This is a genomic window from Bosea sp. 29B (genome assembly GCF_902506165.1).
In the GTDB taxonomy this organism is placed as follows: Bacteria; Pseudomonadota; Alphaproteobacteria; order Rhizobiales; family Beijerinckiaceae; genus Allobosea.
On sequence record NZ_LR733817.1, the window covers coordinates 3,817,820 to 3,843,361 of the forward strand.

The window sequence follows — 25,542 nt, forward strand, 5'->3', positions numbered from 1 at the left end:
GATGCTGGAGATCAGGGAGCTCTCGGCCGAGATCGAAGGCGTGCAGGTGCTGCGCCGGGCCACGCTGTCACTGGAGGAGGGCGCGACCGTCGCCTTGATCGGCCGCAACGGCGCCGGCAAGACCAGCCTGCTGCGCGCCATCATGGGCTTCATGACGGTCACCGGCGGTGCGATCAGCTTTGATGGCAAGCCGCTCGACAGCGTTAAGGCTCACGAGCGGCCGCGTCTCGGCATTGGCTATGCGCCGGAGGATCGCCGGCTGTTCTCGACCTTCACCATCGAGGAGAATATCCGCCTGCCGGCCGAGGTGATGAAGTTCGGCGAGGCTGAGATCACGCGAAGGCTGGAGCGCATCTATGCCGTGCTTCCCGAGCTCGCCGATCTGCGCCAGCGTCCTGCCGCGGGGCTCTCCGGAGGGCAGGGCAAGATGGCGGCGCTCGCCCGGGCGCTGATGGTCGGCAGCCGCGTGATCCTGCTCGACGAACCTTTCCAGGGCCTCGCCCCGGTCCTGGCCAACCGCTATGCCGCAGCCCTGCGCGCCTTGCGCGACAGCCATCCCGACATCGCCTTGCTGATCACCGAATCCAACCCCAGTCTGCTGCGCAACTTCGCGGGCCGGGCTTATGCGATCGAGCGCGGTGAGGTCAGCGAAACGCAATTGGCCGAAAGCTCGCTCGCCGCGGCCGGGCTGCATTGAACAGGATCGAGACGGCCTCGCCGTAGACGGAGATCATCATGACCCAGCATTTCATTAACGGCCGGCATATCGCCGGCCGCACCGGCGAGACCATGGCGGTGCTCGCGCCGGCGACCGGCGAGGAGTTCACCCGCATCGCCTGCGGTACTGCCGAGGATATCGACGATGCGGTGAGGGCCGCCCGCGCCGCCTATGAGGGCGCCTGGGGCAAGCTGACCGCAGCCGAGCGTGGCCGGCTGATCTCCAGGCTGGCGCTCAAGGTCCAGGACCATTTCGACGAGCTGGCGCGGATCGAGGCGCAGGACACCGGCAAGCCGATGGCGCAGGCGCGCGCCGATATCGACGCGACAATCCGCTATTTCGAGTTCTATGGCGGCGCCGCCGACAAGGTGCACGGCCACATCATCCCGTTCCTCAACGGCTACAATGTCAGCGTCGTGCACGAGCCCTATGGCGTCACCGGCCATATCCTGCCCTGGAACTATCCGGCGCAGATGTTCGGCCGCTCGCTCACCGCCTCGCTCGCCATGGGCAATGCGGTGGTGCTGAAGCCGGCCGAAGACGCCTGCCAGACGGCGCTGCGCCTCGCCGAGCTCGCCAGCGAGGTCGGCTTCCCGGATGGCGCGATCAACATCGTCACTGGCCGCGGCCATGAGGCCGGGGAAGCGCTCTGCCGCAATCCTGGCGTCGGCTTCATCTCGTTCACCGGCTCGCCCCAGGTCGGCCAGATCATCCAGAAGGCCTGCGCCGACAACTTCATCACCTGCACGCTTGAGCTCGGCGGCAAGTCGCCCCAGATCGTCTTCGACGACGCCGATTTCGACGCTGCCGTGCCGATCGTCTGCAAGGCGATCGTCCAGAACACCGGGCAGACCTGCTCGGCCGGCAGCCGCGTGCTGGTGCAGAAGACGGTCTATGACGACTTCGTCGGCGCCGTCGCCAGGCAGTTCGCCAAGCTGCGCGCCGGCACACCCGAGATGGACCTCGATTGCGGCCCGGTGATCAACGCCAGGCAGCGCGGCCGGGTGCAGAGCTTCGTCGACCAGGCCCGTGAGCAAGGCATCCCGGTTCTCGCCGAGGGTGCGATCGCGCAGGGCGTGCCCAATGGCGGCTTCTATGTGACGCCGACCCTGTTCGGTCAGGTGCCGCGCGGCAACCGGCTGGAGCAGGAGGAGGTCTTCGGCCCCGTCCTCGCTGCCTTCTCCTTCGACGATGAGGAGGACGCCGTGAAGCTCGCCAACTCCACGCCTTACGGCCTCGTCGCCGGCGTCTGGACCAGCAACGGTGGTCGCCAGCAGCGCGTCGCCAAGCGCGTCCGCGCCGGGCAGGTCTTCATCAACGGCTATGGCGCCGGCGGCGGCATCGAACTGCCCTTCGGCGGCACCGGCAAGAGCGGGCATGGTCGCGAGAAGGGCTTTATGGCGCTGGAGGAGTTCGCCGTCGCCAAGACGATCGTCCACAAGCACGGGTGAGGCGGAACGCGTCGGTCGCGGCCAGGTTGTTCACCCGTAAGGAGTAGCTTGGGATCGTACGAGAACAGGTCTTGCGCCCCGCTACGGGCGCAAGCATTCATTTGTCATGGACATCCGGCCGGCTGGCGATACCGTCGATATCCTGGAGAAGTTGCTTGCGCCGCTGCAGGGCCGGCGCATCCTCGACATCGGCTGCGGCCGCGGCAACCTGCTGCAGGCGCTGGCTGAACGTGGCGCCAGCGTTGCCGGGCTCGATCCTGACGAGGCCATGCTGGAGATCGCGCAGGCGCTCGTGCCGAGCGCCACGCTGAAGCAGGGCTGCGCCCAGCTCTTGCCCTGGGGCGACACCAGCATGCATGCCGCGATCTTCGTCAACAGCCTGCACCATGTCCCAATTCCCGACATGCTGCTGGCGCTCGACGAGGCCGCGCGTGTCGTCGGCAAGGGCGGTAGCGTCATCGTTGTCGAATCGCTGTCAGAGGGCTCGTTCTTTGATGCGTTGCGGTTGATCGAGGACGAAACCGACGTCCGGCAGGCGGCACAGGATGCGATCGTCAGGGCGAGGCGCCGCGGCATCGTCAGCGAGATCAGGCAGGTCGAGTACGACCGGATCGAGGTTTTTCCCGATGCCGAGGCCTTCCTGGCGCGCGCCGTGACGGTCGACCCGTCACGTGAGGAGCGGGCACAGGCGGCACGCGCCAAGCTGGTCGCCCGCTTCGAAGCGCTCTCGGATCACGACAAGGGCGGCTATCTCCTGCACCAGCCTCTGCGGCTGCACCATCTCAAGGTGCCGTTCACGGCGAAGCCGGCAGGAACCTCCGCGATGTTCGGTTGAGGCTCAGATTGCACCGGCTCCAGCCGGCTGACGGGGATCCTTCACCCGCCCCGGCCATTCGCTTGTGATGCCTGGCTGGACCGGCCGCTCCAGATAGGTCGAGAGCACGACATAGCTGCGCGTCGCGGTGACGCCGGGCACGTCGTAGATTTTCGCCAGCAGGCCTTCGAGAGCGTGGGTGCTCTCGGTGCGGACCTTCAGCATCATGCAGGTGTCGCCGGCGACCGAATGGATCTCCTCGACCTCGGGATGGGCCTCGATCGCCAGCAGCGTCGTCGTCTTGCCCCAGCCGGTGGTGTCGACATGGACAAAGGCGAGCAGCGTCTTGCCGGTCGCCTCCGGCTCGATCAGCGCTGCGACCCGCTTGATCGCGCCTGAGCGCCGCAGCCGCTTCACCCGCTCATGCGCCGCGGGAGGCGAGAGGCCGACGCGCTCGCCGAGATCGGCGTAGCTGATCGTCGCATCCTCGACCAGGACGCCTAACAGCTTTCGGTCCATCGCATCGAGTTCGCGCTCGGACCCACGGCTGCGCCGAACGCCATCTGTTTTTTCGAGCATTCGCGATTCCTCGATTGAACCTGAATTTCATTCGGCCATTCTGTCAAAATGACGAATAAAAATCAAACTGCCTTAGATGGGCCCCGCATCCCCGCCGCGGCCTATGCGCTGTGCCTGTGCATCGGGCTGGTCGGCGCCAATTCGCTGGCGCTGGGGCCGATCGCGCCGCGCGTGGCGGAGAGCTTCGCCAGCGGCGTGCCGGCGGTGATGACGGCCTCGGCCGCCTTCGGCATCGGCACGGCGGCGAGCGCTCTGCTGCTCGCCGGGCTGATCGACCGCTTCGGCGCCGGCCGGGTGCTGCGCTCTGCGTTGCTGGCTTTCCTCGCCGCGCTCGCAGCAAGCGGAGCGGCTCCCGTCCTGCCGGCCTTCGTCGGCGCGCAATTGCTGGCGGGGATCGCAGCCGGCCTCGCATTGCCATCGATCTACACGCTCGCCGCGCTGGCAGCGCCTGCCGGCCGGGAGAGTGACACGCTCGGCGTCGTCCTGTTCGGCTGGACGCTCAGCATGGTCGCGGGCGTCTCGCTCTCGGCAGTGATCGCTGATTTTCTGGGCTGGCGCATGGTCTACGCCATCGTCGTCGTCGCAGGCCTTGCCGCCATGGCCGGGACGACGAAGCTGACCGCCGGCGGCAACCCGACCGGGCGCGCCGCGCCGTCGCCGCTTTCGGCCCTGCGTGTCCCGGGAATCGGGCCGTTGCTGCTCGCCTGCGCCGCCTTCATGGCCTCGTTCTATGGCGTCTACGCCTATGTCGGCGACCATCTGCACCGTGGGCTCGGCCTGCCGGTCAGCGCCAGTGGCCTCCTCGCTTTGTGCTACGGGCTTGGCTTCGGAGCGACGACCTTCCTCGATCGCTGGATCGATCGGCTCGGCCCGGCGCGCCTGCTGCCGCTGTTCTTCGCCGTGGTCGGCTGCGTCTATCTGGTGATGACCGCCGCCTCCGCCTCTTACCCGGCGCTGCTCGCCGTCGTCTTTTGCTGGGGCATGGCCAATCACGCCGCGCTGAACGTGCTGATCCTCCGGCTGGCTTCGCTCGATCCCGGCCGCCGCGGCGCGATCATGGGCCTCAACAGCGGCGTCACCTATCTCGCGCTCTTCGCCGGGACGACGGGCTTCGGGCCACTCTATGCGAGTGCCGGCTTCTCGGCGCTCGCCGGGCTCGCGGTTGCGCTGATGCTGGTGGCGGCCCTTTCTGCGATCCTCGCTCCTCGCAGCGGGCCGGAAACGAGCCCGGCGCCCCAGGGTCATCGATAGCACCACGTCGACCCGCGGGTAGGCGTGCGTGCACGCCATGACAATGGCATAAGGGCTCCCGAGACAGGGGAATCGGGTGCCTGAAACGACGACGGCCAGCCTCGCTGGCGCCATCGCGGTCGATCTGATCGCCATTCTCGTCGCGGTCGTGAACGGCTCGCCATCGGTCCTGACCGTCCAGAACGGCGACGCCCTGCCGTCCGGGCCGTTCGAGGACGCGCATCGCTCGCTGCAGACCGGGCTGCGCATCTGGGTCGAGGAACAGACGCATCACCCTCTCGGCTATGTCGAGCAGCTCTACACTTTCGCGGATCGCGACCGGGGCGCGGCAGGCACCTCCCAGCGCGGGATCTCGATCAGCTATCTCGGCCTGACACGCGAGGCGAGGGGCGAGGTCGGCTGGCGCAGCTGGTACGACTATTTCCCCTGGGAGGATCATCGCGACGGCCCGCCCGCCGTCATCGCCGAGCATCTCGTGCCGCGATTGCGCGCTTGGGCAAAGGCCGGGGGCACCACGCTCCTGTCGGAGGAACGCTGGCGTCGCTGCGCATTAGTGTTCGGGCTCGATGGGGCAGTCTGGAACGAGGAACTCGTCCTGCAGCGCTATGAACTGCTCTATGAGGCGGCGCTGGTGCCGGAGCGGGTGAGAGAGCCCGGCGAGCCGTCCGGTACGGCACGCATCCCGGGCAAAGCGATGACTGGCGATCATCGCCGCATCCTGGCGACGGGGATCGCCCGGCTGCGGGCGAAGATCAAATATCGACCGGTCGTCTTCGAGCTGATGCAGCCCGCTTTCACGCTGCTTCAGATCCAGCGCGCCGTCGAAGCCTTGGCCGGCCGGCTCGTGCACAAGCAGAATTTCCGCAGGTTGATCGAACAGCAGGAGCTGGTCGAGGAGACCGGCGTCACCACATCCGACACTGGCGGACGGCCCGCGAAGCTCTTTCGCTTCCGCCATGCCGTCCTGGCCGAACGGGCGGCCGGCGGAACAAAGTTGCCGCTGACCAGGGCTTGACATGCCTTATACTCAGAGTAAGCATATGCCGACTTTATGCTCACATGGAGTATAAGAAAAATGGTCGCATTTTCCGCCGCTCGGGCACGAACCGAGGACCTTTACGAACGTGTGCGTCGGGTGATCCCCGCCGCTGAATGGCAGGTCTTCGCCGGGGATGTCGAGGCGATCCTCGAGCTCAAGCGTAAGCGCAATGCCGTCATCCTGGCGCACAACTACCAGACGCCGGAAATCTTCCACTGCGTCGCGGATATCGTCGGCGACAGCCTCGCTTTGGCGCGCAAGGCGATGACGGTCGATGCCGATGTGATCGTGCTGGCCGGCGTCCATTTCATGGCCGAGACCGCCAAGCTGCTCAATCCGGACAAGACCGTGCTGATCCCGGATCTGGAGGCCGGCTGCTCGCTGGCGGATTCGATCACGGCAGCGGATGTGCGGTTGATGCGGGCACGCTATCCGGGCGTGCCGATCGTCACCTATGTCAACACCTCGGCTGCGGTGAAGGCGGAGTCCGACATCTGCTGCACGTCAGGCAACGCCAAGGCGGTGGTCGAATCCCTCGGCTGCGAGCGCGTCATCATGCTGCCGGACGAATATCTCGCCCGCAATATCGCGGCCGAGACCAGGGTCGAGATCATCGCCTGGAAGGGGCATTGCGAGGTGCATGAGCGCTTCACGGCGGGCGACATCGCAGAGTTGCGGGAGGCTCATCCGGGAGTCGTCGTCCTGGCGCATCCGGAATGCCCGCCGGATGTGGTCGCCGTCTCCGATTTCGCCGGCTCGACGGCGGCGATGGCGGACTATGTCGCGGCCAACAAGCCGGCGCGCGTCGTGCTGATGACGGAATGCTCGATGAGCGACAATGTCGCGGTCCTGCATCCCGATGTCGACTTCATCCGCCCCTGCAATCTCTGCCCGCACATGAAGCGGATCACGCTCCCGAACATCCGTCGGGCGCTGGAGGAAATGCACCATGCGGTGACGCTCGATCCGGCGACGGCGGAAGGCGCGCGACGGGCCGTCGAGCGCATGCTGGCGGTATGAAGCCAGAGGTCCATCGCCTGAACGGCAGGCCGGTGATCATCGGCGCCGGTCTCGCGGGTCTTATGACCGCGCTGCATCTGGCGCCCGAGCCGGTCCTGCTGCTCTCCGCGGCTCCTCTCGGGACACAGTCGTCGAGCGGCTGGGCGCAGGGCGGTCTGGCGGCAAGCCTTGGCACTGACGACAGCCCCGAGCTGCATCTCGCCGATACGCTCGCCGCCGGCGCCGGGCTCGGCGACCCCGACATTGCCGAGCGGGTGACGAGGGCCGCTCCGGCTGCGATCGAGGCGCTGATGCGCCACGGCGCCGTGTTCGACCGGGCGCCGGACGGCGCCTTGCGCCTTGGGCTGGAAGCTGCGCATCAGCGCCGCCGTATTGTTCACGCCGCCGGCGACGGGACAGGCCGCGAGCTGATCCGGGCGCTTGTCGAGGCGGTGAGACGAACGCCGTCCGCCGCGATCCTCGAAGGCGTCACGGCGCAGGCCTTGCTGCTCGCCGATGGCGAGGTCGCCGGCGTGCTGGCTCGCGATGGCACTGGCCGCGCGGTCGTATTCGAGACGAGCCGCGTGGTCATCGCCACTGGCGGGGTCGGCGGCCTCTTTCCGCACAGTTCGAACCCGCTGACATCCTGCGGGCAGGGGCTGGCGCTGGCGGCGCGGGCACGGGCGATGCTGGCCGACATGGAGTTCGTCCAGTTTCACCCGACCGTGCTCGATGGTCCGGCGCGGCCGATGCCATTGATCAGCGAGGCGGTGCGCGGCGAGGGCGCGACGCTCATCGACGAGACCGGCGCGCGCTTCATGGCGGACGCCCCCGGCGCGGAGCTCGCCCCGCGTGACGTCGTCGCGCGCCGGGTCTGGGCGCATCTGCAGGCCGGCCATCGCGTCTTCCTGGACGCGCGCTCGGCACTCGGTCCCAGCTTCCCGCGGCGTTTCCCGACGATCGCCGCCGCCTGCCGAGCGGCAGGCATCGACCCGGCGACCCAGCCGATCCCGGTCCGGCCGGCGGCGCACTACCACATGGGAGGCATCGCCGTGGACGGTGAGGGGCGTTCCTCTGTCGCAGGACTCTGGGCCTGCGGCGAGGCCGCCTGCACCGGGCTACACGGCGCCAACCGACTCGCCAGCAATTCGCTGACCGAAGCCGTCGTTTGCGCCGCCTGGGTCGCGCAAAGTCTTAGCGGGGCGCTGGCGAGACCGGAGCGCCGCGCAAACGCATTGGCAGTGCCGTCATTGCCGCCCGCGGATGCCACGCCGGTGCGCGCTATTCTGGGCGATGCGCTCGGCGTTTTGCGCGACCGGGTCGGCCTCGAAGCAGGTGTGCGCCAACTGCTGCCGCTCGCGGCCGGTTCGACGGCTGCGGCCGATCCGGCCATCGTCGGCCTGATGTTGGCGGTCGCGGCGCTGCGACGCGAAGAGAGCGTCGGGGCGCATTATCGTACGGACTTCCCGCAGGCTTTGACGGCGCGCCGGCGTTCAACCCTCTCGCTCGACGAGGCTCTCGGACAGGCTCGAAATATCGTTGCGCGTCCGATCGAGCGCCAGCGCGAGCGGCCACTGGAGGCGGCACCTTGTCCCGTTTGAAGCGGCCAGCCCTCACATCTGGATGACGTGCCGGATCGTCCGGCCTTCGTTCAGCGCGTCGAAGCCCTCATTGATCCCCTCGAGCGGGCTCGAACTGGTCCAGAGCTTGTCGACCGGCAGCCGGCCGCGCAAATAGAGGTCGATGAAGCGGGGAATGTCGCGCACCGGGATGCAGGAGCCGACATAGGAGCCCTTCAGCGTCCGCTCCTCGCCGACGAGCCTGACCGGCGCCAACGCCATGGTATGCGCGGGGTTGGCGAGGCCTGCCGTCGTCGTCGTGCCGCCACGCCGCGTGATCTGGTAGGCGAGTTCCAGCGCCTTGACCGAGCCGGCCATCTCCAGCCCGTGATCGACGCCGCCCTTGGTCGCGGCGCGGATCGCCTCGACGACATCGGGCGCACCGGCGTTGAAGGTGTCGGTCGCGCCGAGCTCGCGGGCGATCCTGAGCTTCTCGTCCGAGAGATCGACGGCGATGACGCGCGAGGCGCCGCAGGCGACGGCACCGAGCAAAGCCGAGAGGCCGACGCCGCCGAGCCCGACGACGGCAGCTGTCTCGCCGGCGCGGACCTTGGCGGTGTTCACCGCCGCGCCGACACCGGTCAGCACGGCGCAGCCGAACAGCGCGGCGATCTCATGCGGGATATCGGCTTCGATCTTCACCAGCGAATGGCGCGACATCACCGTGTGCTCGGCGAAGGCGGAGACACCGACATGGTGATGCACCGGCTTGCCGTTCTGCGAGAGCCGGCGCCCCCCGGCCATCAATTCGCCGACGCCGTTGGCGGCATTACCAGGCTCGCACAGGGCAGGGCGCCCCTCGCTGCACGGCGCGCAATGGCCGCAGGACGGCACGAAGACCATGATGACGCGGTCGCCTTTCCTGAGATCGGTGACGCCGGGGCCGACCTCCTCGACCTCGCCGGCCGCCTCATGGCCGAGCACCATCGGCACCGGGCGCGGCCGGTTGCCGTCGATCACCGAGAGGTCGGAATGGCAGAGGCCCGCGGCGCGGACCCTGACCAGCACCTCGCCCATCGCCGGCGGGGCGAGCTCGACCTCCTCGATCCGGAGCGGCTTCGACTGCGCATAGGGCGCGGTGACGGGGCTGGCATGCAGCACTGCGGCGCGGGTCTTCAAGGCGTATCCTCGTGAGCTGATGTGCCGAGGAGTGTTCGGCCCGCCGCGCCGCCTGTCAAAGACGAAATCCCGATCAGCCGTATAAGGCGGGCGGATCGGTCTCGTCGCCGAGCGTCGCGGTCCAGCGCTCGTCGGCGACGAGACCGCGCAGGATCTCCCAGGAGAGCTGGCCGATGGCGCGGGCAGCGGCGGTCATCGGCCGCTCGGTCGAATAAGCGAGGTAGACCTTGCGATAGAGCGAGGGCTCCTCCAGCGGCCATGTCCGGAAGATGCCGGCCTTCTCCTGCGCCCGGACCGCCATGCGCGGCAGGATGCCGTAGCCGAGGCCGCGCTCCGCGAGGCGCTTGATCTGCGCATAGGATTCGATCTCGACCGCGGCATGGACGGTGGCATTGATGCCCGCCGCAGCCTCGTCGATCTGATCGCGCAGGCCATGACCCGGCCCGGGCAGGATCAGGTCGAGCCCGGCCGCCTCGGTCAACGTTACCGCCTGTCCTGGCGCGGTCTTCAGCGCCGTCAGGGCCGGCACGCCGAACAGGCAGAGCTCCTCGGTCAGGATATGGTGGATGCCGAGCCCCTTCAGGTCCGAGGTCGAGTAGATCACCGCAAGATCGACCTCGCCCTTGCGCAGCCAGTCGAGCACGAAGCCGCTCATCGCCTCGGCGATGCGGATGCGCACATCCGGAAAGCGCTCCTGCGTTGCCTCGATCAGCGGCACGCTGAACTGCTCGCTGACCGTGCCGGGCAGGCCGATGCGGACCTCGCCGGCCGGTGCCGCCTGCTCGCCGCGGACGCTGTCGCGCAGTTCGGCGAATTCGGCGAGGATGATGCGCGCCTTGGCGAGCAGGCGCTCGCCAGCCTCGGTCGGCTGCACGCCGCGCGTGCCGCGATGCAGCAGGGCGACGCCGAGCTCGTCTTCCATATGGCGCAGATGCTGGCTCAGCGCCGGCTGCGCCACCCGGAGCTTGAGCGCTGCCTTGGAGAATGAGCCCTGTTCGACGATGGCCGTGAAATAGCGCAACTGGCGCAGATCCATCGTCGTCCCGTTCCCCTTCATCGGCCCGCGAGCGCGAGCTTTCGCTTATGCAGACTAGAGCGAAGCCTTATTGGCCGTCCACTCCGCAGGCGTGCATCCTTTCCTTCCGGCAAGGCCTGACGTGACGCAAGGCCGCCCGGCGAAGAAGACGGCGCCCGACGCCGCTCCCTTTCCACCCGGAGGAACGCCATGTCGAACCTGCTCATCCCGCCCACCAGCCGCCGCGGCTTCCTGTCCGGTGCGGCCGCGCTCGCCGCCGGAGCGGCTTTGCCCGGCGGCGCCTTCGCCAAGGCCCCGCTCGCGAACAGCCAGGTGCCCTATTACTATCGCTTCGCGCTTGGCCAGGCCGAGGTCACGGTGGTGTCCGATGGACCGCTGCCGCTCGGCGATCCCGGCTCCAGCTTCCTCGGCCTGCCGAAGGAGCAGGTCTACGGCCTGCTCGAGACGAATTTCCTGGCCAAGGACAATGTCGTGCTCGAGCAGAACATCCCGATCGTCAATTTTGGCGACCGGCTGGTGATGTTCGACACCGGCATGGGCTTCTCCAAGGCCTTCGGCCCGACGACCGGACGGCTGCTCAAGAGCATGCAGGAAGCCGGCATCGACCCAGCCTCGATCGACGCGATCGTCTGCAGCCACGCCCATATCGACCATACCGGCGGCATCTGCTCGGCCGAGGGCAAGCCACACTTCCCGAATGCGCAGATCTATATCAGCCAGATCGATCATGATTACTGGCTCGACGACGCCCGGCTCGGCACGCCGTTCAAGGCGTTCGGCGACCACGCTCGCGCCAACTTGCGCCCGGTGCGCGACCGCATCGTCTTCTTCAAGGACGGCCAGGAGTTCCTGCCGGGAATCACTGCGATCTCGGCGCCGGGCCATAGCCCCGGCCACACCATCTTCAACGTCTCCTCGGGCGGGAAGTCGTTCACCTTCCTCGGTGATCTCACGCATCACCCGGTGCTGCTGACCGAGAACCCGCGCATCGAATTCGCCTATGACTGGGACCCGAAGATGTCGGTGCAGTCGCGGGTGAAGCTGCTCACCATGCTGGCCGAGCAGAAAACGCCGGTGATGTCCTATCACTTCGCCTGGCCGGGCTTCGGCAATCTCGCCAAGGCCGGCGACGGCTTCCGCTACTATCCCGCTGCGATGCAGATGCTGCGCGGCTGAGCTGATCCTCCCCCAGGCTCAGTCTCTGCAGCGTCCATGCGCGCCTGGAAGCTCTGGCCCCAGGCGCGCATGGCGAGCAGCACCGGCTCCAGCGATTGCCCGAACTCGGTCAATTCGTACTCCACCTTGGGCGGGACTTCCGGATAGACGATCCGGCGCACCACGCCATCCGCCTCCAGCTCGCGCAATTGCAGGGTGATCATCCGCGGTGTCGCGCGTGGCGTCAGCCGGCACAGCGCGTTGAAGCGCAATTTGCCGCGCAGAAGCTGGAACAGTAGCACCGGCTTCCAGACCCCGCCGATCACCGACAAGGTCGCCTCGACACCGCAGCCCGTGCGGGCCGCCGGCTCGCGGCGCGGCCTCGTTCCAGTGGCGTGGTCAGGCGATAAGGCACTTACATCCATGATAGTACATGTTCTCTTTGTACGTACTTGTGCCAGATGAGCTATGACGACACTTGCCTGCTTCCGCAACCACGCAAGGAAGCACGGCAGTGAAAGCAGCATGGTATCAGCGCAAGGGACCGGCGACCGAGGTCCTTGAAGTCGGCGAGCAACCAAACCCGAAGCCGGGGCCGGGTGAGCTGTTGATCAGGGTCCGCGCCAGCGGCATCAACCCATCCGACTGGAAGGGGCGCGCCGGCTGGCTCGGCCGCGACCAGATGCCGTTTCCGCTGGTCATCCCGCATCAGGACGGTGCCGGCGAGATCGTCGCCGCCGGTTCGCCCGAGCTGGAGAGCCGCATCGGCGAGCGGGTCTGGTTCTACGAGGCGTCGCTCGGCCGGCCCTTCGGCGGCGCGGCCGAGTATGTCGCGTTGCCGGCGCGGCAGGTCCAGCCACTGCCCGCCAGCGTCTCCTTCGAGGAGGGTGCTGCTCTCGGCGTGCCGGCGATGACGGCGCATCGCTGCGTCCTCGCCGACGGTTCGGTGGCAGGAAAGGTCGTGCTCGTCACTGGTGGGGCTGGCGCAGTCGGCCGCTACGCCATCCAGTTCGCCAAGCAAAGCGGGGCGCGGGTGATTACGACGGTCAGCCGCGAGGAGCAGGCTCGCTCGGCGAAGGCGGCCGGCGCCGATCTCGTGCTCAACCGCCACAACGATGATCTCGCCGGGCGCATTCGCGAGTTCACCGGCAAGGAGCGTGGCGTCGACCGCGTCGTCGAGGTCGCCTTCGGCGCCAATCTCGACCTGACCATGCAGGTGCTGGCGCCGCGCGGCGTGATCGCGACCTATTCATCCGATGCGGTTGCCGAGCCCGTTCTGCCCTATTGGCCGCTGCTCCAGCTCGATGCCGCGATCCGCTTCGTGCTGGTCTATGTCATGGACGCGGCCGCGCATGACGAGGCCGCCGCTGCGATCGGGGAGGGGCTGCGGGGCGGCTGGCTCAGCCACGAGATCGCTGCGCGCTTCCCGCTCGACGAGATCGCGCAGGCGCATGAGCTGCTCGAAAGCGGCCGTGCAGTCGGCAAGGTCGTGGTGACCAGCTAGCCCTCGCGTAGCGGGCGTGACGCCGTCTCGCCCGCTGCTCGAAATGGCCAGGTCGAAGCTGATGACGCGGCGCCCTCAGGCCGCTTCCGTCATCGCTCCGCCGAGGAAGAGTTGGGCGACACGGGGATCGGCGAGAATGGTGGCTGCCGGGCCCTGCATGCGGGTCTGGCCGAGCTCGAGCACCAGGCCTTCGTCGGAGATTTCCAGCGCCGAGCGGGCGTTCTGCTCGATCATCAGGATGGTGACACCCTTGGCTCTGAGCTCCTTCAGGATGTCGAAGGTCTCCTGCACCAGCATCGGCGAGAGCCCGATCGAGGGCTCGTCGATCAGCACCAGCTTGGGATCGAGCAACAGGCCGCGCACGATCTCGAGTTGCTTCTGCTGGCCGCCGGAGAGGGTCGAGGCCTGGACGTCGGCCTTGGCCCGCAGCGACGGGAAGCGGTCGAGCGCCGCCTCGATCCGCCTGGGCATGTCGGTGATGTGGCTGCCGGCCGCGACCGCGCCGAGCTCGATATTGTGGCGCACCGAGAGCTCGGGGAAGATGTTGCGGCCCTGCGGCACATAGCAGATGCCGGCTTCCAGCAGCTTGCGCTGGTTCCAGTTGGTGATCTCCCGGCCTTCCAGCCGGATATGGCCTTCGCGCACCTTGAGCAGGCCGAAGATCGCCTTGAACACGGTCGACTTGCCGGCGCCGTTCGGGCCGATCACCGTGGTGATCGCGGCGCGCGGCACCTTGAAGCTCGTGCCGTTGAGGATGGTCATGGCGCCATAGCCGCCGACCACGCCGTCGAGTTCGAGGATGGGGGTCATTCTCGTCTCCGTTCCCATTCACGTCATTCTCGGGCGGAGCGCAGCGCAGACCCGAGAATCTCTATCAGGAGATGCTCGGGTCAAGCCCGAGCATGACGGCTAGTGCCCGAGATAGGCTTCGATCACCGCCGGATTGGCGCGGACCTCGGCCGGGGCGCCCTCGGCCAGGACCTTGCCCTCGGCCAGCACGATGACGCGCGAGCACAGCGACATCACGAAATCCATGTTGTGCTCGATCACCACGAAGGTCGCGCCCTGTTCGGCGTTGATGGCGCGCAGCCGCTCCTTGAGATCGCCGAGCATGGTGAGATTGACCCCGCCAGCCGGCTCGTCGAGCAGGACGAGGCGTGGCCCCGCCATGAAGGCCATGGCGGCGTCGAGCAGCTTCTGCTGGCCATAGGAGAGCCCGCCGGCCTTGGCGTCCGCGAGATGGCCGAGCTTGAAGAAGCCGATCATCTGCTCGGCCTTCGCCGTCAGCCCGGCATCGCGCGCGCCGAAGAAGCGCGAGAGCATCGTGCCCTCATGCTCCTGGCCGGCGAGGATCAGGTTCTCGCGCACCGAGAGCTCGGGGAAGACCTGCAGCAGCTGGAAGGTGCGGCTGACGCCGAGCTTGTTGAGCTCGGAGGGGCGCATGTTGGTGACGTCGCGCCCGTCGAGCTTGACCGCGCCCTCGGTCGGCTCGAGCTGGCCGAGGATGCAGTTGAACAGGGTCGACTTGCCGCAGCCATTGGGGCCGATGATGCCAAGGATCTCGCCTTCGTTGACCTTGAAGGAGACGCCATTCACCGCCTTGATACCACCGAAGGCCTTGTGGAGGTTGGAGACTTCGAGGACCTGGTTCATCGGCTGCCTCCCGCCTTGCCGGTCAATCGATTCCAGCCGCGCTCAAGCAGGCCGCTCATGCCCTGCGGGCAGGCGATCAGCAACAGCATGACGATCGCCGCGAAGATGATCAGGTAGAGCGAACCGGCAAAGCGCAGCCATTCCGGCAGCACCACGCCGAGCAGCGCCCCGATGAACGGCCCGAGCAGGTAGCCGGCGCCGCCCGCGACCACCATCAGCAGCAGGAAGAAGCTCTGCGACAGCGAGAAGGGCGAGGGGTCGATGAACTCGACCAGGGGCGCATAGAGCGCCCCGGCGAAGCCGGCATAGGCCGAGCCGATCGCGAAGGCGAGCAGCGTGTACATGCGGGTGTCGATGCCGAGGCTCGCGGCGCGGATCGGGTTCTCGCGCAGCGCCGTGAAGGCGCGGCCCCAGGGCGAGCGGATCATCCACCAGAGCACCACGGCGAGCAGGAAGGTGACGACGACGACGAAGCGGTGGAAGGCGAGCGCGCCGTCGAGCTTGAGGGCGAAGAAGCTCGGACGCGGGATGTTGGAGAGGCCGAAGACGCCGCCGGTCAGCCATTGCTCATTGCGCAGCACGAGCCAGATCAGCGTCGAGAAGGCGAGGGTGACGAAGGCAAGGTAATGCGCCTTGACCCTGAGCGCCGGGAAGCCGAGCACGAGTCCGACCGCGAAGGTGAGCAGGCCGGAGATCGCGAAGGAGGCGTACCAGTTGAGCCCGACCTTGCTGGTCAGCAGCGCCGTCGCATAGGCGCCGATGCCCATGAAGGCGGCCTGGGCCAGCGATTTCAGGCCGGCATAGCCGAGCGTCAGGTTCAGGCCCATCACGGCGACGCTCATCACCAGCCAGAGCGAGAGCACATAGGTGCCGTAGCGGCCCATGCCCGATGGCACGAACCAGAGGATGACCGCGGCGGCAACGAGCGTCAGCAGCGTGCCGTCGATGAAGGCGGGGAGGGGCAGGCGGCGCGTCGCCGGGGCAGCGCTGTGGGTGGCGGGCGCAGTCATACCCGGCGCTCCTCTTTGCGGCCCATCAGGCCTTCCGGCTTGACGAGGATGACGACGACGAGCAGCACCAGCGGCACGGCGAGCCGGTAGGAGGTCGAGATGTAGGCCGCGGCCATGCTGTCGACGATGCCGACGATCAGCCCGCCGACGAGGGCGCCGCGGACCTGGTTGAAGCCGCCGACGATCGCCGCGATGAAGGCGAACAGGCCGATGACCTCGCCATTGGAGAACTTCGCCAGGTAGATCGGCGAGATCAGCACCGAGGCGACGACGGCGAGGCCTGCGTTGATCACGAAGGTCAGCAGCACCATGCGCTCGACGGGAATGCCGAGGATGCGCGCCACAGTCGGGTTCTGCGCCGTCGCCTGCATCTGACGGCCGAGCCGGGTGCTGCCGACGAACCATTGCAGCAGGCCGATCACGCCGAAGGCGACAGCAATGATCGCGACATGCTGCAGCGAGATCGCGGCACCGAAGACCGAGATCGTCTCGGTCGGCACGAAGGAGGGGAATTTCTGCGCCTCGGCCGAGAAGCCGTCCTTGGCGCCTTCCTTCATGATGATCGACAGCGCCATGGTGGCGATGGCGAGCGGCAGGACGCCGTGCCGGATCATCGGATCGACGATCGTCAGCTTGAAGCCGACGCCGAAGATCAGGATGAAGGCGGCGATGCCGATCAGGGCGCCGAGCCAGATCGGCGCGCCGAACAGCTTGATCGCGAGCAGCACCAGCACGGCCGGCAGCATGACGAACTCGCCCTGGGCGAAATTGATCGTCTGCGAGGTCTGCCAGACCAGGGTGAAGCCGATCGCGGCCAGGGCATAGATCGCGCCCGTGGCAATGCCGGCGATGAGATAGGCGAGGAATTCGGCCATGGCTTTGCTCGCTCGGTTCGGTGAGCATCATGGTCGGGACTGGCCCGACCATCTCTGGACGATGAGATTCTCGGGTCGGCGCGCTGCGCCGCCCGAGAATGACGTGCCTGTTACGGGTTGATCTTCGGCAGCGTCGCCGTGATCACCTGTTTGCCGTCCTTGACCTCGGCGAGGAAGCTCTCGCGGTCGAGGTCGCCGTTCTTCTCGATCGTGGTCTCGATCAGGATGCCCGGCTCTTCCGAAGTCTTGATGGTCGCGCCGCGCAGCGTGTCGGCGACGCCCTTCTTGTCGAACTTCTTCTGCTTCTCGGTCGCCCACTTCACCATGTAGACGGCCATGTAGCCCTTCATGCCGTTATGGTCCGAGGCGTAGTTGTACTTGGCCTGGAACTTCTTGCCGAACTCCTGGAAGGCCGGGATCGGCGCATCGATTGAGAGGCCGACATGGCCCTTGACGCCGTTGGCGGCATCGCCCGCGAGCTCGATCACCTTGGCGCCGAGCAGGGTGGTCTCGCCGACCATCGGCTTGGTGATGCTCTGCTGCTTGGCGGCGCGCAGGAAGCGGGCGCTCTCCTCCTCGTTCAGATAGACGAAGATCGCGTCGGCATTGGAGTTCTTGACCTTGATCGCGTCGGCGGCGAAGTCGGCCTGGCCTTGCTCGGTGGCGATGTCGGCGGCGAGCTTGATGCCGGCCTTCTCGAGCTCGGGGATGATCGCGTCGCGGCCGCCCTTGCCGAAGTCGTTGTTGACCCAGACGACGGCGACCGAGCCGGCCTTGACCGTGTCCTTCAGGTATTTCGCGATCTTCGGCATAGCCGCAGTCTGGCTCAGCGAGGTCCGGAACAGGTATTCGTTACCCTGCTTGGTCAGGCCGGCCGCTTCGCCGCCGACGAGCTGGGCGATCTCGGCGCGCTGGGCGATCTGCATGGAGGCGCCGATCGGGCCGGAGAAGACCGGGCCGAGCACGGCGTAGGTGCCCTCGTCGATGGCGCGCTGCACGGCAGCGCGGGTGTTACCCGGATTGGTCTGGGTGTCGTAGTGTACGATCTCGATCTGCTTGCCGAGGATGCCGCCTTTGGCGTTGATGTCGGCGACGGCGAGGTCGATGCCGTTCTTCCAGTTGGTGCCGGCGGTCGCGCCTGCGCCCGAGAGTTCGACGACGTCGACCAGCTTGACCTTGTCCTGCGCCAGTGCCGGCAGGCTGACGGCCATGCCGAGCGCGGCAGCGATGATCCAGTGCTTCTTCATGCTCGTTTCCTCCACTTGTCCTTAGGCTTCTTGATCCCCGCCCGGTGTTGTCCGGGTCGTCTTGCTCATGCGGCGTGCTCGGTCGTCTCGCCCGTCGCGGTCACGGAGTCGAAGGCGGCGCCGATAACCGCTTCCGACGCTTCCAGGCCGGTGAAGAGCCGGAAAGCATCGACCGCCTGGTGAATCGCCAGCTCGCGCCCGGTCATCACTGTTGTGCCGGCTTTTTGCGCCGCTTTCAGCAGCGGTGTCCAGAGCGGGTGATAGACTGCGTCAGCCACCCATTGCGAGGCCCGGATCGCGCCGGGCTCGATCGGAATGCCGCGGTCCGGCAGCATGCCGATCGGCGTGCCGTTGACGATGCCGGCGGCGCCCTCGGCCGCCTCCTCGGCGTTGGCGGCGATTTCGACGCGTGCCCGCGTGCCGAGAAGCCCGGCCAGCGCTTCGGCTCGACTCCGATCGACGTCGCAGAGTCGCAGGCGAGTGACGCCGCAATCGGCGAGCGCGAAGGCGATCGCCTTGCCGACGCCGCCGGTGCCGATGATCGCGACCGGCCTGTCGCCATCTTGCCGGCCGAGCCGGCGATAGGCGGTGGCGAAGCCCGAGGCGTCGGTGTTGTGGCCGGTCAGGCGGCCATCGTCGACGACGATCGTGTTGACCGCGCCCATGGCGGCGGCCTGCTCGGACAGCCCGTCGAGCAGTGGCACGACGGCTTCCTTGTAGGGATAGGTGACGTTGATGCCGGAGAAGCCGAGTCGGCGGATGCCGTCGAGCATGGCGGCCAGGTCATCGCGTCCGGCGCCCGCGGCCTCGATCAGATGGTAATGCGCCTCGATCCCGGCCGCCCGCGCCGCGGCTTCCTGCGTCGTCGGGGTCGCCGAATGCGCGATCGGGAAGCCGATCAGCCCGAGCAGCACCCGCTTGCTCTTCCTGGCGATGACCATGGTCGGTATTCCATCCCCGTCACGGCCCGTCTCGGCGGGCTTGCGCATGAGCCTGCAGCTAAACCGATTTGCAGCCGTAACGCGATGACCAATTCGTCGCTGCTGCCTAACCTGATGTTATCTTTCGGCGGCTAGCCGCGGTGAAACGACCGCGTTCATCTCCTCGCGCAGCAACTTCACGAAAGTCTCGGCATAGAGCGAGAGCGCCTTGTCGTTCTTCATCGCGACATAGGTCTGGAAGCGGGTCGGCTCTTCGATCGGGATCGTGGCGATGCCCTGCATCGAGCCATGCGCGACGGTGAACTGGTCGATGATGGCGATGCCGAGCCCGGCCCGCACCAGCGAGCAGACGGTTGTGCCGAACCGCGCCTTGATCGCCATCTCGTAATGGAGGCCCTGGCGCTGGAAGATCTCGCTCATGATCCGGCCATAGGGGTCGTTCGGGTCGATGCCGATCAGCTGGTGCTGGACGATCTCGCGGGCCGAGATGCTGCTGTAGCCGGCGAGCGGATGGTTCTGCGGCACGATGCAGAGCAGTTCGCCCATGGCGAGAGGCATGAAGTCGAGGCCGGGATGATCCAGCTTGTAGCTCATCGCCACGATCTCGCCCTTGCCGAGCAGGAGATAGTCGAGCGCTTCCTCGATCTTCAGGATGTTGATGTCGATGCGCAGGTCGGGATGCTTGCGCCTGAGGCGCTCGATGGTACGCGGCACCATGACATGGCAGATGCTCGGCACCGAGCCGAGCTTGAACTCGACATCGCCGCCGCGCTCGATCCGGGCCAGCATCGAATGCAGGTCGTCGACCTTGCGATAGACGCCGTTGATCTGCTCGAAGATGTCCTTGGCTTCCGGCGTCGGCACATAGCGGCCTTGCCGGCGCTCGAACAGTTTCAGCCGGAGCGAGCGCTCGGTGTGCTTCATCAGCCGGCTGATGCCGGGTGCGGAGACGTTGAGCAGCTTCGCCGCACCAGCGATCGTGCCGGTGATCATGATCGCCCGGATCACCTCGATCTGGCGCAGGGTGAGCATGGCTGACCGTTCCTCGCCGGCTTCTTGCCGCAAGCGGAGGTGAGGGCCGTCGACCTGTCAAGACGCTATGCGTAGTCCGCGCGGGCCGATTGACTTTGCTGCGGTTTGCCAGTCACCTGACCCAAGGTCGTCGATCGCTCCGGGGGGATGATATGGCTGACCAGGTTCATCCGGCGGCACCGCCTCACCTGCCGGCGTTCATCACCGATCCGGGCGGCACGGACTACCTGTCGGTCGCCGCCGCGATCCTGTTGATTGGAGCGGTGCTGGGCGTCGGCCTGCTCTTCCTGCGCCTGCACACCTTGCCCGAGCGCATCGCGCATAAGTCCCACAAGCTGCAGTTCGAGATCGTCGCCGTGCTCGGGCTGCTCGCCTTGTTCACGCATGTGCATCTGTTCTGGGTCATCGGCCTGCTGCTTGCCCTGATCGACGTCCCCGATTTCTCAGGCATGTTCAGCCGGATGGCCGGTGCGCTCGAGAAGATCGCCGGCATCGCGCCCGGCCGTGGCGGGGAGGCGGCGTCCGACATCGAGCACGGTATCGCCCCTCCGGACGACAAGCCGGCGCCTCCGCCGGTCGTGGCGGCCGCGCCGGCCGGCCAGCATTGAGGAGACGGCGATGCTCGAGCTTCTCGTCTGCGCCCTCTTCACCATCGCCCCGGACTACCTCTATCGCCGCTACGGCCAGGGCAGGCGGCTGGGCAAGGAGATCACGCTCTTTTCGGTCTGGTTCGAATTGCGCTGGGGGATTGTCACCTGCGTGATGCTGACGGTCGGGCTGATCACGGTGATCTTCTACAATCACCCCTCGACGACATCCGCGACCGTGTTTTTCCGCAGCGTCCCGATCATCCCGGAGATCAATGGCCGGGTTGCGCAGGTCCATGTCGGCGTCAGCGGCAAGGTCGCACAGGGCGCGCCGATCTTCACCCTCGACAGCACCAGCCAGCGGGCGGCGGTCGAGACGGCGCGGCGCAAGCTCGCCGAGGTCGATGCCGCGCTCGTGGTCGCGAAAGCCGACATCATCACCTTTGACGGTAAGATCCAGGAGGCGAAGAGCGCGCTGCAGCAGGCGCTCGACGAACTGCAGACCAAGCGCGAACTGAAGCGGCGCAACGACGACATCGTTGCGACCCGCGAGATCGAGCGGCTCGAGAACATCACAGCCGGGCGCGAGGCCGCGGTTGCCTCGACGATGGCGTCACAAGCGGCCGCCCAGGCGAAGATCTCGACCTTGCTTCCGGCCGAGCGGGCGAGTGCCGAAGCTGCGCTGGCGCAGGCCGAGGTCGAGCTCGGCAAGACGGTGGTGCGGGCCGGCTTCAACGGGCATGTCGAGCAGTTCACGCTGCGGCCCGGTGATGTCGTCAACCCGTTCATGCGCCCGGCCGGCGCGATCATCCCGGAGGAGGCCGGCCGCGGGCGGCTGCAGGCCGGCTTCGGCCAGATCGAGGCGCAGGTGATGAAGGTCGGCATGGTCGCCGAGGTCACCTGCATTTCAAAGCCCTGGACGGTGATCCCGATGGTCGTGACCGGCGTGCAGGATTTCATCGCGGCCGGCCAGGTCCGCAGCGGCGAGCAGTTGATCGACGCTCAGCAGGTCGTGCGGCCCGGAACGATCCTGACCTATATGGAGCCGCTCTATCCGGGTGGGCTCGACGGGGTGACGCCGGGGTCGAGCTGCATCGCCAACGCCTACAGCAACAACCACGACATCATCGCTGCCAAGGATACCGGAACGCTCCGGCGCATCGCCTTGCACGCGGTCGACGCGACCGGGGTGGTGCACGCCATGCTGCTGCGCATCCAGGCGCTGGTCCTGCCGATCAAGACGCTGGTCTTCAGCGGGCATTGAGCGAGGCCGCGCCGGCCCCGCTCGTCACAGCACGTCGCGCACGCGCACCAGCGTCGAATCCATGTGCTTGCCGATCACGGCGGCGAGTGCTTCACCGTCGCGCTTCAGCAGCGCCGCGATCATCTCCTCGTGCTCGGCCACGGCGCCGGCCCATTTCTCCGGGCCCTCATTGCCGATGAAGCGCAGGCGCTTGATCCTGGCCTGGAGAGTGCCGTGCATCTCGACCAGCACATCGTTGCCGGACGCGGCGACGATGGCGCTGTGGATCGCCTGGTTGAGCTTGAAATAGTCGAGCCGGTTGCGGGTCCGATAAAGCTCCATCATTTCGTCATGCAGCGCCTTGATCGCGGCGATGGTCTCGTCGCTCGCCTGTGCACAGGTCATCCGGCCGCCGAGCTGTTCCAGCGTCTTCAGAACCTCGAGAATCTGCAGCAGGTCGTGCGCCGAGAACTTGCGGACGATCGCGCCCTTGGCCGGCTGGATCTCGACCAGCCCCTCGCTCGCCAAGGTCTTGATGGCTTCCCGGAGGGGCGTGCGTGAGACGCCAAGCTGCGCACCGACGACGCCTTCGTTGATGCGCTGACCGGGCGCGAGCCTGCCCTCGATGATCATGTCGCGCAGCCGTTCGAGCACCTCTTCATGCAAGGTGCGGCGGGTGATTCGCGGATAGGTATCCTGCGCCTCGCTCGACATGCCGGCCTCGTTCGTCATCGCGGCTCTCCTTTGTCTTTCTGTACGGCATGGCGCTTCCGCGCTGTCAACGAGACGGGCGGCTGCGAAGGCAGCCGCCCGACCGGGTGCGGTCTGGCCTGTGGACAGGCGAGGCGGCTGCCGGACTCGCGGCAGAGTAGTGCAGGAATGTTATGCTGCATACAGCATACTTGCTTTCGCGGCGGCCCCCATGATAGGCCGGAGGCCAAGCAACCGGCGGTGGCCGGCCTCGGGAGGACGAGATGGATATCAAGGCGCAGGCTTCCTTGCCGGTGATCGCGGTCGCGATGGGCGATCCCTCCGGCATCAGCCCCGAACTCACCGCGCGCATCCTGGCCGAGCCCGATCTGAGCAAGGCTGCCCGCTATGTCGTCTTCGGCGACTATCGCCTGTTCCAGCTCGGCGCCGACGATGCCGGCCTCACGCCTGATCTTCGCGTCATCGGCGAGGGTGATGCCCTGCCGGCCGACGCCGGCAAGCCGGTCTTCGTCGATCTCAAGAACCATGATCCGGCCGATCTCCAGCGCGGCAAGGCGACGCTCGCCGGCGGCAAGGCCGCGACCGACAATTTCCGCCGCGCGCTGCGTCTCGCCGCGTCCGGCAAGGCCGATGCGGTGTTCTTCACCCCCTTCAACAAGGCGGCGATGCGCTTCGCCTATCCCGGCTATGACGACGAGATCCGCTTCGTGCGCGACGCGATCGAATTCGAGGGCCCGGCCAGCGAGTTCAACGTGCTGGACAAGCTCTGGAACGCCCGCGTCACCTCCCATATCCCGCTGTCCGAGGTCGCCCGGAACATCACCCAGGAGCGCATCCTGCGGGCGCTCGACCTTGCCGAGAAGAACCTGCGTGCCGCCGGCTTCAACCCGCCGCGCATCGCGGTCGCCGGCATCAACCCCCATGCCGGCGACGGCGGCAATTTCGGCCGCGACGAGATCGAGACGATCGAGCCGGCGGTGAAGGCGGCCAAGGCGAAGGGCTATGTGGTCGAGGGGCCGTTCCCGTCCGACACGGTGTTCCTGCGCGCCAAGAACGGCGATTTCGACGCGGTGCTGACCATGTATCACGACCAGGGCCAGATCGCGATGAAGCTGATGGGCTTCGACCGCGGCGTCACCCTGATCGGCGGCTTCCCGTTCCCGATCTGCACGCCGGCCCACGGCACCGCCTATGAGATCGCCGGCAAGGGCATCGCCAATCTCGGCGCCACCCGCGCGGCATTGTTGCTCGCGATCAAGATGGCGAGCGAGGGAAAGGCGGCCCGCAAGGCCGCCTGAGCCCCCAGCCCAGCGGCCGAGAAGAGCCGCTCCGTTTCAACGACTATTCAGGGAGAAACAGCATGAAACGTTTCTGCATCGCGGCCGGCGCCGCGCTCGCTTCCGTCATCGCAGCGGTGGTTCCGGCCGCCGCCTGGCAGCCGAACAAGCCGATCGAGTTCGTGGTCACCTCGGGCCCTGGCGGCGGCACCGACAATTTCGCCCGCATCGTCCAGTCGATCATCACCAAGCACAAGCTGATCGAGCAGCCGGTCGTGGTGCTCAACAAGGGCGGCGGCAGCGGCGCCGAGGGCTATATCTACGGCAAGGGTGCCAAGGGTGACGCCCACAAGGTCGTCTTCGGCACCAACAACGCCTATCTGCTGCCCTATGTCGCCAAGCTCGGCTACAAGCTCTCCGACCTGACGCCGGTCTCGGCGCTGGCGCTCGACGAATTCCTGATCTGGGTGAAGGGCGACTCGCCCTATAACGACGCCAAGGCCTATGTCGAGGCGGCCAAGGCCAAGCCCGGCAGCCTGAAGATGGCCGGCAGCCAGTCCAAGGACACCGACCAGACGTTGACCGCGATGATCCAGGAGGCGACCGGCGCCAAATGGATCTACGTGCCCTTCCAGGGCGGTGGTGCGGCTGCGACCCAGCTCGCCGGTGGCCATGTCGATTCCAACACCAACAATCCCAACGAGAACATCGGCCAGTGGAAGGCCGGCCAAGTGAAGCCGCTCTGCGTCTTCTCGCCGGTCCGCCTCGCCAAGAGCGAGCCGATCCATGACGGCAAGGGCTGGGGCGACATCCCGACCTGCAAGGAGGCCGGCCTGCCGCTCGAGGCCTTCCAGATGCCGCGCACCGTCTGGCTGCCGGCCGAGGTACCGGCCGACGCCGTCGCCTTCTATGCCGACGTGATGGAGAAGGTCAGCAAGACCCCGGAATGGGCCGAGTTCATCGCCCGTACCGCCCAGACCGCCCGCTTCATGAAGGGCAAGGAACTCACCGACTTCGTCGCCAAGGACGAGGCCGCCAACGCCAAGGTCTTCAAGAGCGAAGGCTGGGTCGTCAACTGACCTGGGCGGCTTGAAATCGGATCGCCCCGGGCGAGTGCCGCTTGCCCCGGGACGATCGTTCAGAACATCGTTTGCATTCGGGAGGAGCGCCGATGATCAGCCGTTTCCAGGCCGAGATCGCGACTGCGCTGGCGACGCTCGCCTTCGGCCTCATCATCGTCAATGGCGCCCGCGAGTTCGGCATCGGCTGGGACTCCTCCGGCCCGCAGCCCGGCGCCTTCCCGTTCTATTGCGGCCTGCTGATCGCGCTCGCCAGCGCGGGCACGATCGTGACCACGATCGGTCGGCGGATGGGAGGTTCGGCGGCGCTCGCCGATATCTTCCTCGACAAGGAGCAGGGCAAACGCGTCATGTCCTTCTTCCTGCCGATGCTCGCCTTTGTCGTGCTGAGCGTCACCCTCGGCATGTATGTCGCGATGCTGCTCTATCTCGTCTTCGCGATGCGCTTCCAGGGCCGCTATGGCTGGCTGCCCTCGCTCGCGACGGCTTTCGGCACTGCCGCCTTCTTCTATTTCGGCCTCGAGAAATTCGCCCAGGTCGGCCTGCTCAAGGGGCCGATCGAAGCGATGCTCGGCCTCTGAACTCGCGAGCCGGACGGTTTCC

The 25,542-nt window shown here is 67.1% G+C and carries 26 protein-coding genes; 14 read left to right on the forward strand and 12 right to left on the reverse strand.

Annotated features, from left to right (window positions below):
* Position 1 precedes the first annotated feature (1 nt).
* The 3 genes from GV161_RS18535 to GV161_RS18545 all read left to right on the forward strand — a co-directional run bounded on the left by GV161_RS18535 (position 2) and on the right by GV161_RS18545 (position 3,004).
* The gene (locus GV161_RS18535) at positions 2-697 is read left to right on the forward strand and encodes an ATP-binding cassette domain-containing protein (RefSeq protein ID WP_152017079.1); all 696 of its coding nucleotides are present in this window, start codon (positions 2-4) and stop codon (positions 695-697) included.
* A gap of 38 nt (positions 698-735) precedes the next feature.
* A complete protein-coding gene (locus tag GV161_RS18540) occupies positions 736-2,169 on the forward strand; it encodes an aldehyde dehydrogenase family protein (protein ID WP_152017080.1) in 1,434 nt (477 codons plus the stop codon).
* Between the two features lie 106 nt (positions 2,170-2,275).
* The gene (locus GV161_RS18545) at positions 2,276-3,004 is read left to right on the forward strand and encodes a class I SAM-dependent methyltransferase (protein ID WP_152017081.1); all 729 of its coding nucleotides are present in this window, start codon (positions 2,276-2,278) and stop codon (positions 3,002-3,004) included.
* Positions 3,005-3,007: 3 nt separating this feature from the next.
* Here the strand turns inward: GV161_RS18545 and GV161_RS18550 are convergent, their stop codons facing one another.
* On the reverse strand, positions 3,008-3,562 hold the full coding sequence (locus GV161_RS18550) for an Lrp/AsnC family transcriptional regulator (protein ID WP_152017082.1): 555 nt from the start codon (positions 3,560-3,562) through the stop codon (positions 3,008-3,010).
* A gap of 48 nt (positions 3,563-3,610) precedes the next feature.
* Between GV161_RS18550 and GV161_RS18555 the strand changes: the two genes are divergently transcribed.
* From GV161_RS18555 to GV161_RS18570, 4 genes are all read left to right on the forward strand, one after another.
* Complete coding sequence (locus tag GV161_RS18555; protein WP_152017083.1) at positions 3,611-4,813, forward strand: MFS transporter; 1,203 nt, start codon at positions 3,611-3,613, stop codon at positions 4,811-4,813.
* A 76-nt stretch (positions 4,814-4,889) separates the two neighbouring features.
* Complete coding sequence (locus GV161_RS18560) at positions 4,890-5,828, forward strand: hypothetical protein (RefSeq protein ID WP_152017084.1); 939 nt, start codon at positions 4,890-4,892, stop codon at positions 5,826-5,828.
* Between the two features lie 60 nt (positions 5,829-5,888).
* Complete coding sequence (gene nadA, locus GV161_RS18565) at positions 5,889-6,872, forward strand: quinolinate synthase NadA (RefSeq protein ID WP_152017085.1); 984 nt, start codon at positions 5,889-5,891, stop codon at positions 6,870-6,872.
* On the forward strand, positions 6,869-8,452 hold the full coding sequence (locus GV161_RS18570) for an L-aspartate oxidase (protein ID WP_152017086.1): 1,584 nt from the start codon (positions 6,869-6,871) through the stop codon (positions 8,450-8,452). The genes nadA and GV161_RS18570 overlap by 4 nt, the downstream gene beginning before the upstream one ends.
* Before the next feature lie 12 nt (positions 8,453-8,464).
* Here GV161_RS18570 and GV161_RS18575 read toward each other — a convergent pair whose 3' ends face one another.
* A complete protein-coding gene (locus GV161_RS18575) occupies positions 8,465-9,589 on the reverse strand; it encodes a zinc-dependent alcohol dehydrogenase family protein (RefSeq protein ID WP_152017087.1) in 1,125 nt (374 codons plus the stop codon).
* Between the two features lie 73 nt (positions 9,590-9,662).
* The gene (locus tag GV161_RS18580) at positions 9,663-10,625 is read right to left on the reverse strand and encodes a LysR substrate-binding domain-containing protein (protein WP_244624265.1); all 963 of its coding nucleotides are present in this window, start codon (positions 10,623-10,625) and stop codon (positions 9,663-9,665) included.
* Between the two features lie 189 nt (positions 10,626-10,814).
* On the opposite strand from GV161_RS18580, the gene GV161_RS18585 reads away from it, so the two are divergent.
* On the forward strand, positions 10,815-11,801 hold the full coding sequence (locus GV161_RS18585) for an MBL fold metallo-hydrolase (protein WP_152017089.1): 987 nt from the start codon (positions 10,815-10,817) through the stop codon (positions 11,799-11,801).
* Here GV161_RS18585 and GV161_RS18590 read toward each other — a convergent pair.
* Complete coding sequence (locus tag GV161_RS18590; protein ID WP_152017090.1) at positions 11,768-12,205, reverse strand: helix-turn-helix domain-containing protein; 438 nt, start codon at positions 12,203-12,205, stop codon at positions 11,768-11,770. The genes GV161_RS18585 and GV161_RS18590 overlap by 34 nt on opposite strands.
* 89 nt (positions 12,206-12,294) lie before the next feature.
* Between GV161_RS18590 and GV161_RS18595 the strand changes: the two genes are divergently transcribed.
* A complete protein-coding gene (locus GV161_RS18595) occupies positions 12,295-13,284 on the forward strand; it encodes an NADPH:quinone reductase (RefSeq protein WP_152017091.1) in 990 nt (329 codons plus the stop codon).
* Positions 13,285-13,359: 75 nt separating this feature from the next.
* Here the strand turns inward: GV161_RS18595 and GV161_RS18600 are convergent, their stop codons facing one another.
* The 7 genes from GV161_RS18600 to GV161_RS18630 form a co-directional block, all read right to left on the reverse strand.
* Complete coding sequence (locus GV161_RS18600) at positions 13,360-14,094, reverse strand: ABC transporter ATP-binding protein (protein ID WP_152017092.1); 735 nt, start codon at positions 14,092-14,094, stop codon at positions 13,360-13,362.
* Positions 14,095-14,193: 99 nt separating this feature from the next.
* Entirely contained in the window at positions 14,194-14,937 is a 744-nt protein-coding gene (locus GV161_RS18605; RefSeq protein WP_152017093.1) for an ABC transporter ATP-binding protein, read from the reverse strand.
* Positions 14,934-15,947 carry a branched-chain amino acid ABC transporter permease gene (locus GV161_RS18610; RefSeq protein ID WP_244624266.1) on the reverse strand — a complete coding sequence of 338 codons (1,014 nt, stop codon included), beginning with the start codon at positions 15,945-15,947 and terminating at the stop codon, positions 14,934-14,936. Before GV161_RS18610 ends, GV161_RS18605 begins: the two co-directional genes overlap by 4 nt.
* Positions 15,944-16,822: a branched-chain amino acid ABC transporter permease gene (locus tag GV161_RS18615; protein WP_152017094.1), complete on the reverse strand. Its 879-nt coding sequence runs from the start codon at positions 16,820-16,822 to the stop codon at positions 15,944-15,946. Before GV161_RS18615 ends, GV161_RS18610 begins: the two co-directional genes overlap by 4 nt.
* A 110-nt stretch (positions 16,823-16,932) precedes the next feature.
* Positions 16,933-18,069 carry an ABC transporter substrate-binding protein gene (locus tag GV161_RS18620; RefSeq protein WP_152017095.1) on the reverse strand — a complete coding sequence of 379 codons (1,137 nt, stop codon included), beginning with the start codon at positions 18,067-18,069 and terminating at the stop codon, positions 16,933-16,935.
* 65 nt (positions 18,070-18,134) lie between these two features.
* Positions 18,135-19,010 (reverse strand): shikimate dehydrogenase, encoded by an 876-nt coding sequence (locus GV161_RS18625; RefSeq protein WP_152017096.1) that lies wholly within the window; start codon positions 19,008-19,010, stop codon positions 18,135-18,137.
* A 117-nt stretch (positions 19,011-19,127) separates the two neighbouring features.
* On the reverse strand, positions 19,128-20,042 hold the full coding sequence (locus tag GV161_RS18630) for a LysR family transcriptional regulator (protein ID WP_152017097.1): 915 nt from the start codon (positions 20,040-20,042) through the stop codon (positions 19,128-19,130).
* Positions 20,043-20,194: 152 nt separating this feature from the next.
* Here GV161_RS18630 and GV161_RS18635 point away from each other — a divergent pair, with 152 nt between their 5' ends.
* Together GV161_RS18635 and GV161_RS18640 are read left to right on the forward strand one after the other, a co-directional pair.
* On the forward strand, positions 20,195-20,650 hold the full coding sequence (locus tag GV161_RS18635) for a hypothetical protein (protein ID WP_152017098.1): 456 nt from the start codon (positions 20,195-20,197) through the stop codon (positions 20,648-20,650).
* A gap of 10 nt (positions 20,651-20,660) precedes the next feature.
* Positions 20,661-21,893 carry an HlyD family secretion protein gene (locus GV161_RS18640; protein ID WP_152017099.1) on the forward strand — a complete coding sequence of 411 codons (1,233 nt, stop codon included), beginning with the start codon at positions 20,661-20,663 and terminating at the stop codon, positions 21,891-21,893.
* Between the two features lie 24 nt (positions 21,894-21,917).
* Here the strand turns inward: GV161_RS18640 and GV161_RS18645 are convergent, their stop codons facing one another.
* The gene (locus GV161_RS18645; RefSeq protein WP_152017100.1) at positions 21,918-22,604 is read right to left on the reverse strand and encodes a GntR family transcriptional regulator; all 687 of its coding nucleotides are present in this window, start codon (positions 22,602-22,604) and stop codon (positions 21,918-21,920) included.
* Between the two features lie 242 nt (positions 22,605-22,846).
* On the opposite strand from GV161_RS18645, the gene GV161_RS18650 reads away from it, so the two are divergent.
* From GV161_RS18650 to GV161_RS18660, 3 genes are all read left to right on the forward strand, one after another.
* Complete coding sequence (locus GV161_RS18650; RefSeq protein WP_152017101.1) at positions 22,847-23,881, forward strand: 4-hydroxythreonine-4-phosphate dehydrogenase PdxA; 1,035 nt, start codon at positions 22,847-22,849, stop codon at positions 23,879-23,881.
* Positions 23,882-23,943: 62 nt separating this feature from the next.
* A complete protein-coding gene (locus GV161_RS18655; protein WP_152017102.1) occupies positions 23,944-24,939 on the forward strand; it encodes a tripartite tricarboxylate transporter substrate-binding protein in 996 nt (331 codons plus the stop codon).
* A 92-nt stretch (positions 24,940-25,031) separates the two neighbouring features.
* Complete coding sequence (locus GV161_RS18660; protein WP_152017103.1) at positions 25,032-25,520, forward strand: tripartite tricarboxylate transporter TctB family protein; 489 nt, start codon at positions 25,032-25,034, stop codon at positions 25,518-25,520.
* Positions 25,521-25,542 lie beyond the last annotated feature (22 nt).

Bases quoted from the DNA above. Each gene is read 5' to 3' on its own strand.
- GV161_RS18535 (WP_152017079.1), top strand. From the start codon at position 2: ATGCTGGAGATCAGGGAGCTCTCGGCCGAGATCGAAGGCGTGCAGGTG.
- GV161_RS18540 (WP_152017080.1), top strand. From the start codon at position 736: ATGACCCAGCATTTCATTAACGGCCGGCATATCGCCGGCCGCACCGGC.
- GV161_RS18545 (WP_152017081.1), top strand. From the start codon at position 2,276: ATGGACATCCGGCCGGCTGGCGATACCGTCGATATCCTGGAGAAGTTG.
- GV161_RS18550 (WP_152017082.1), bottom strand. From the start codon at position 3,562: ATGCTCGAAAAAACAGATGGCGTTCGGCGCAGCCGTGGGTCCGAGCGC.
- GV161_RS18555 (WP_152017083.1), top strand. From the start codon at position 3,611: ATGACGAATAAAAATCAAACTGCCTTAGATGGGCCCCGCATCCCCGCC.
- nadA (WP_152017085.1), top strand. From the start codon at position 5,889: ATGGTCGCATTTTCCGCCGCTCGGGCACGAACCGAGGACCTTTACGAA.
- GV161_RS18570 (WP_152017086.1), top strand. From the start codon at position 6,869: ATGAAGCCAGAGGTCCATCGCCTGAACGGCAGGCCGGTGATCATCGGC.
- GV161_RS18580 (WP_244624265.1), bottom strand. From the start codon at position 10,625: ATGGATCTGCGCCAGTTGCGCTATTTCACGGCCATCGTCGAACAGGGC.
- GV161_RS18585 (WP_152017089.1), top strand. From the start codon at position 10,815: ATGTCGAACCTGCTCATCCCGCCCACCAGCCGCCGCGGCTTCCTGTCC.
- GV161_RS18590 (WP_152017090.1), bottom strand. From the start codon at position 12,205: ATGGATGTAAGTGCCTTATCGCCTGACCACGCCACTGGAACGAGGCCG.
- GV161_RS18600 (WP_152017092.1), bottom strand. From the start codon at position 14,094: ATGACCCCCATCCTCGAACTCGACGGCGTGGTCGGCGGCTATGGCGCC.
- GV161_RS18605 (WP_152017093.1), bottom strand. From the start codon at position 14,937: ATGAACCAGGTCCTCGAAGTCTCCAACCTCCACAAGGCCTTCGGTGGT.
- GV161_RS18610 (WP_244624266.1), bottom strand. From the start codon at position 15,947: ATGACTGCGCCCGCCACCCACAGCGCTGCCCCGGCGACGCGCCGCCTG.
- GV161_RS18615 (WP_152017094.1), bottom strand. From the start codon at position 16,822: ATGGCCGAATTCCTCGCCTATCTCATCGCCGGCATTGCCACGGGCGCG.
- GV161_RS18620 (WP_152017095.1), bottom strand. From the start codon at position 18,069: ATGAAGAAGCACTGGATCATCGCTGCCGCGCTCGGCATGGCCGTCAGC.
- GV161_RS18625 (WP_152017096.1), bottom strand. From the start codon at position 19,010: ATGGTCATCGCCAGGAAGAGCAAGCGGGTGCTGCTCGGGCTGATCGGC.
- GV161_RS18630 (WP_152017097.1), bottom strand. From the start codon at position 20,042: ATGCTCACCCTGCGCCAGATCGAGGTGATCCGGGCGATCATGATCACC.
- GV161_RS18635 (WP_152017098.1), top strand. From the start codon at position 20,195: ATGGCTGACCAGGTTCATCCGGCGGCACCGCCTCACCTGCCGGCGTTC.
- GV161_RS18640 (WP_152017099.1), top strand. From the start codon at position 20,661: ATGCTCGAGCTTCTCGTCTGCGCCCTCTTCACCATCGCCCCGGACTAC.
- GV161_RS18645 (WP_152017100.1), bottom strand. From the start codon at position 22,604: ATGACGAACGAGGCCGGCATGTCGAGCGAGGCGCAGGATACCTATCCG.
- GV161_RS18650 (WP_152017101.1), top strand. From the start codon at position 22,847: ATGGATATCAAGGCGCAGGCTTCCTTGCCGGTGATCGCGGTCGCGATG.
- GV161_RS18655 (WP_152017102.1), top strand. From the start codon at position 23,944: ATGAAACGTTTCTGCATCGCGGCCGGCGCCGCGCTCGCTTCCGTCATC.
- GV161_RS18660 (WP_152017103.1), top strand. From the start codon at position 25,032: ATGATCAGCCGTTTCCAGGCCGAGATCGCGACTGCGCTGGCGACGCTC.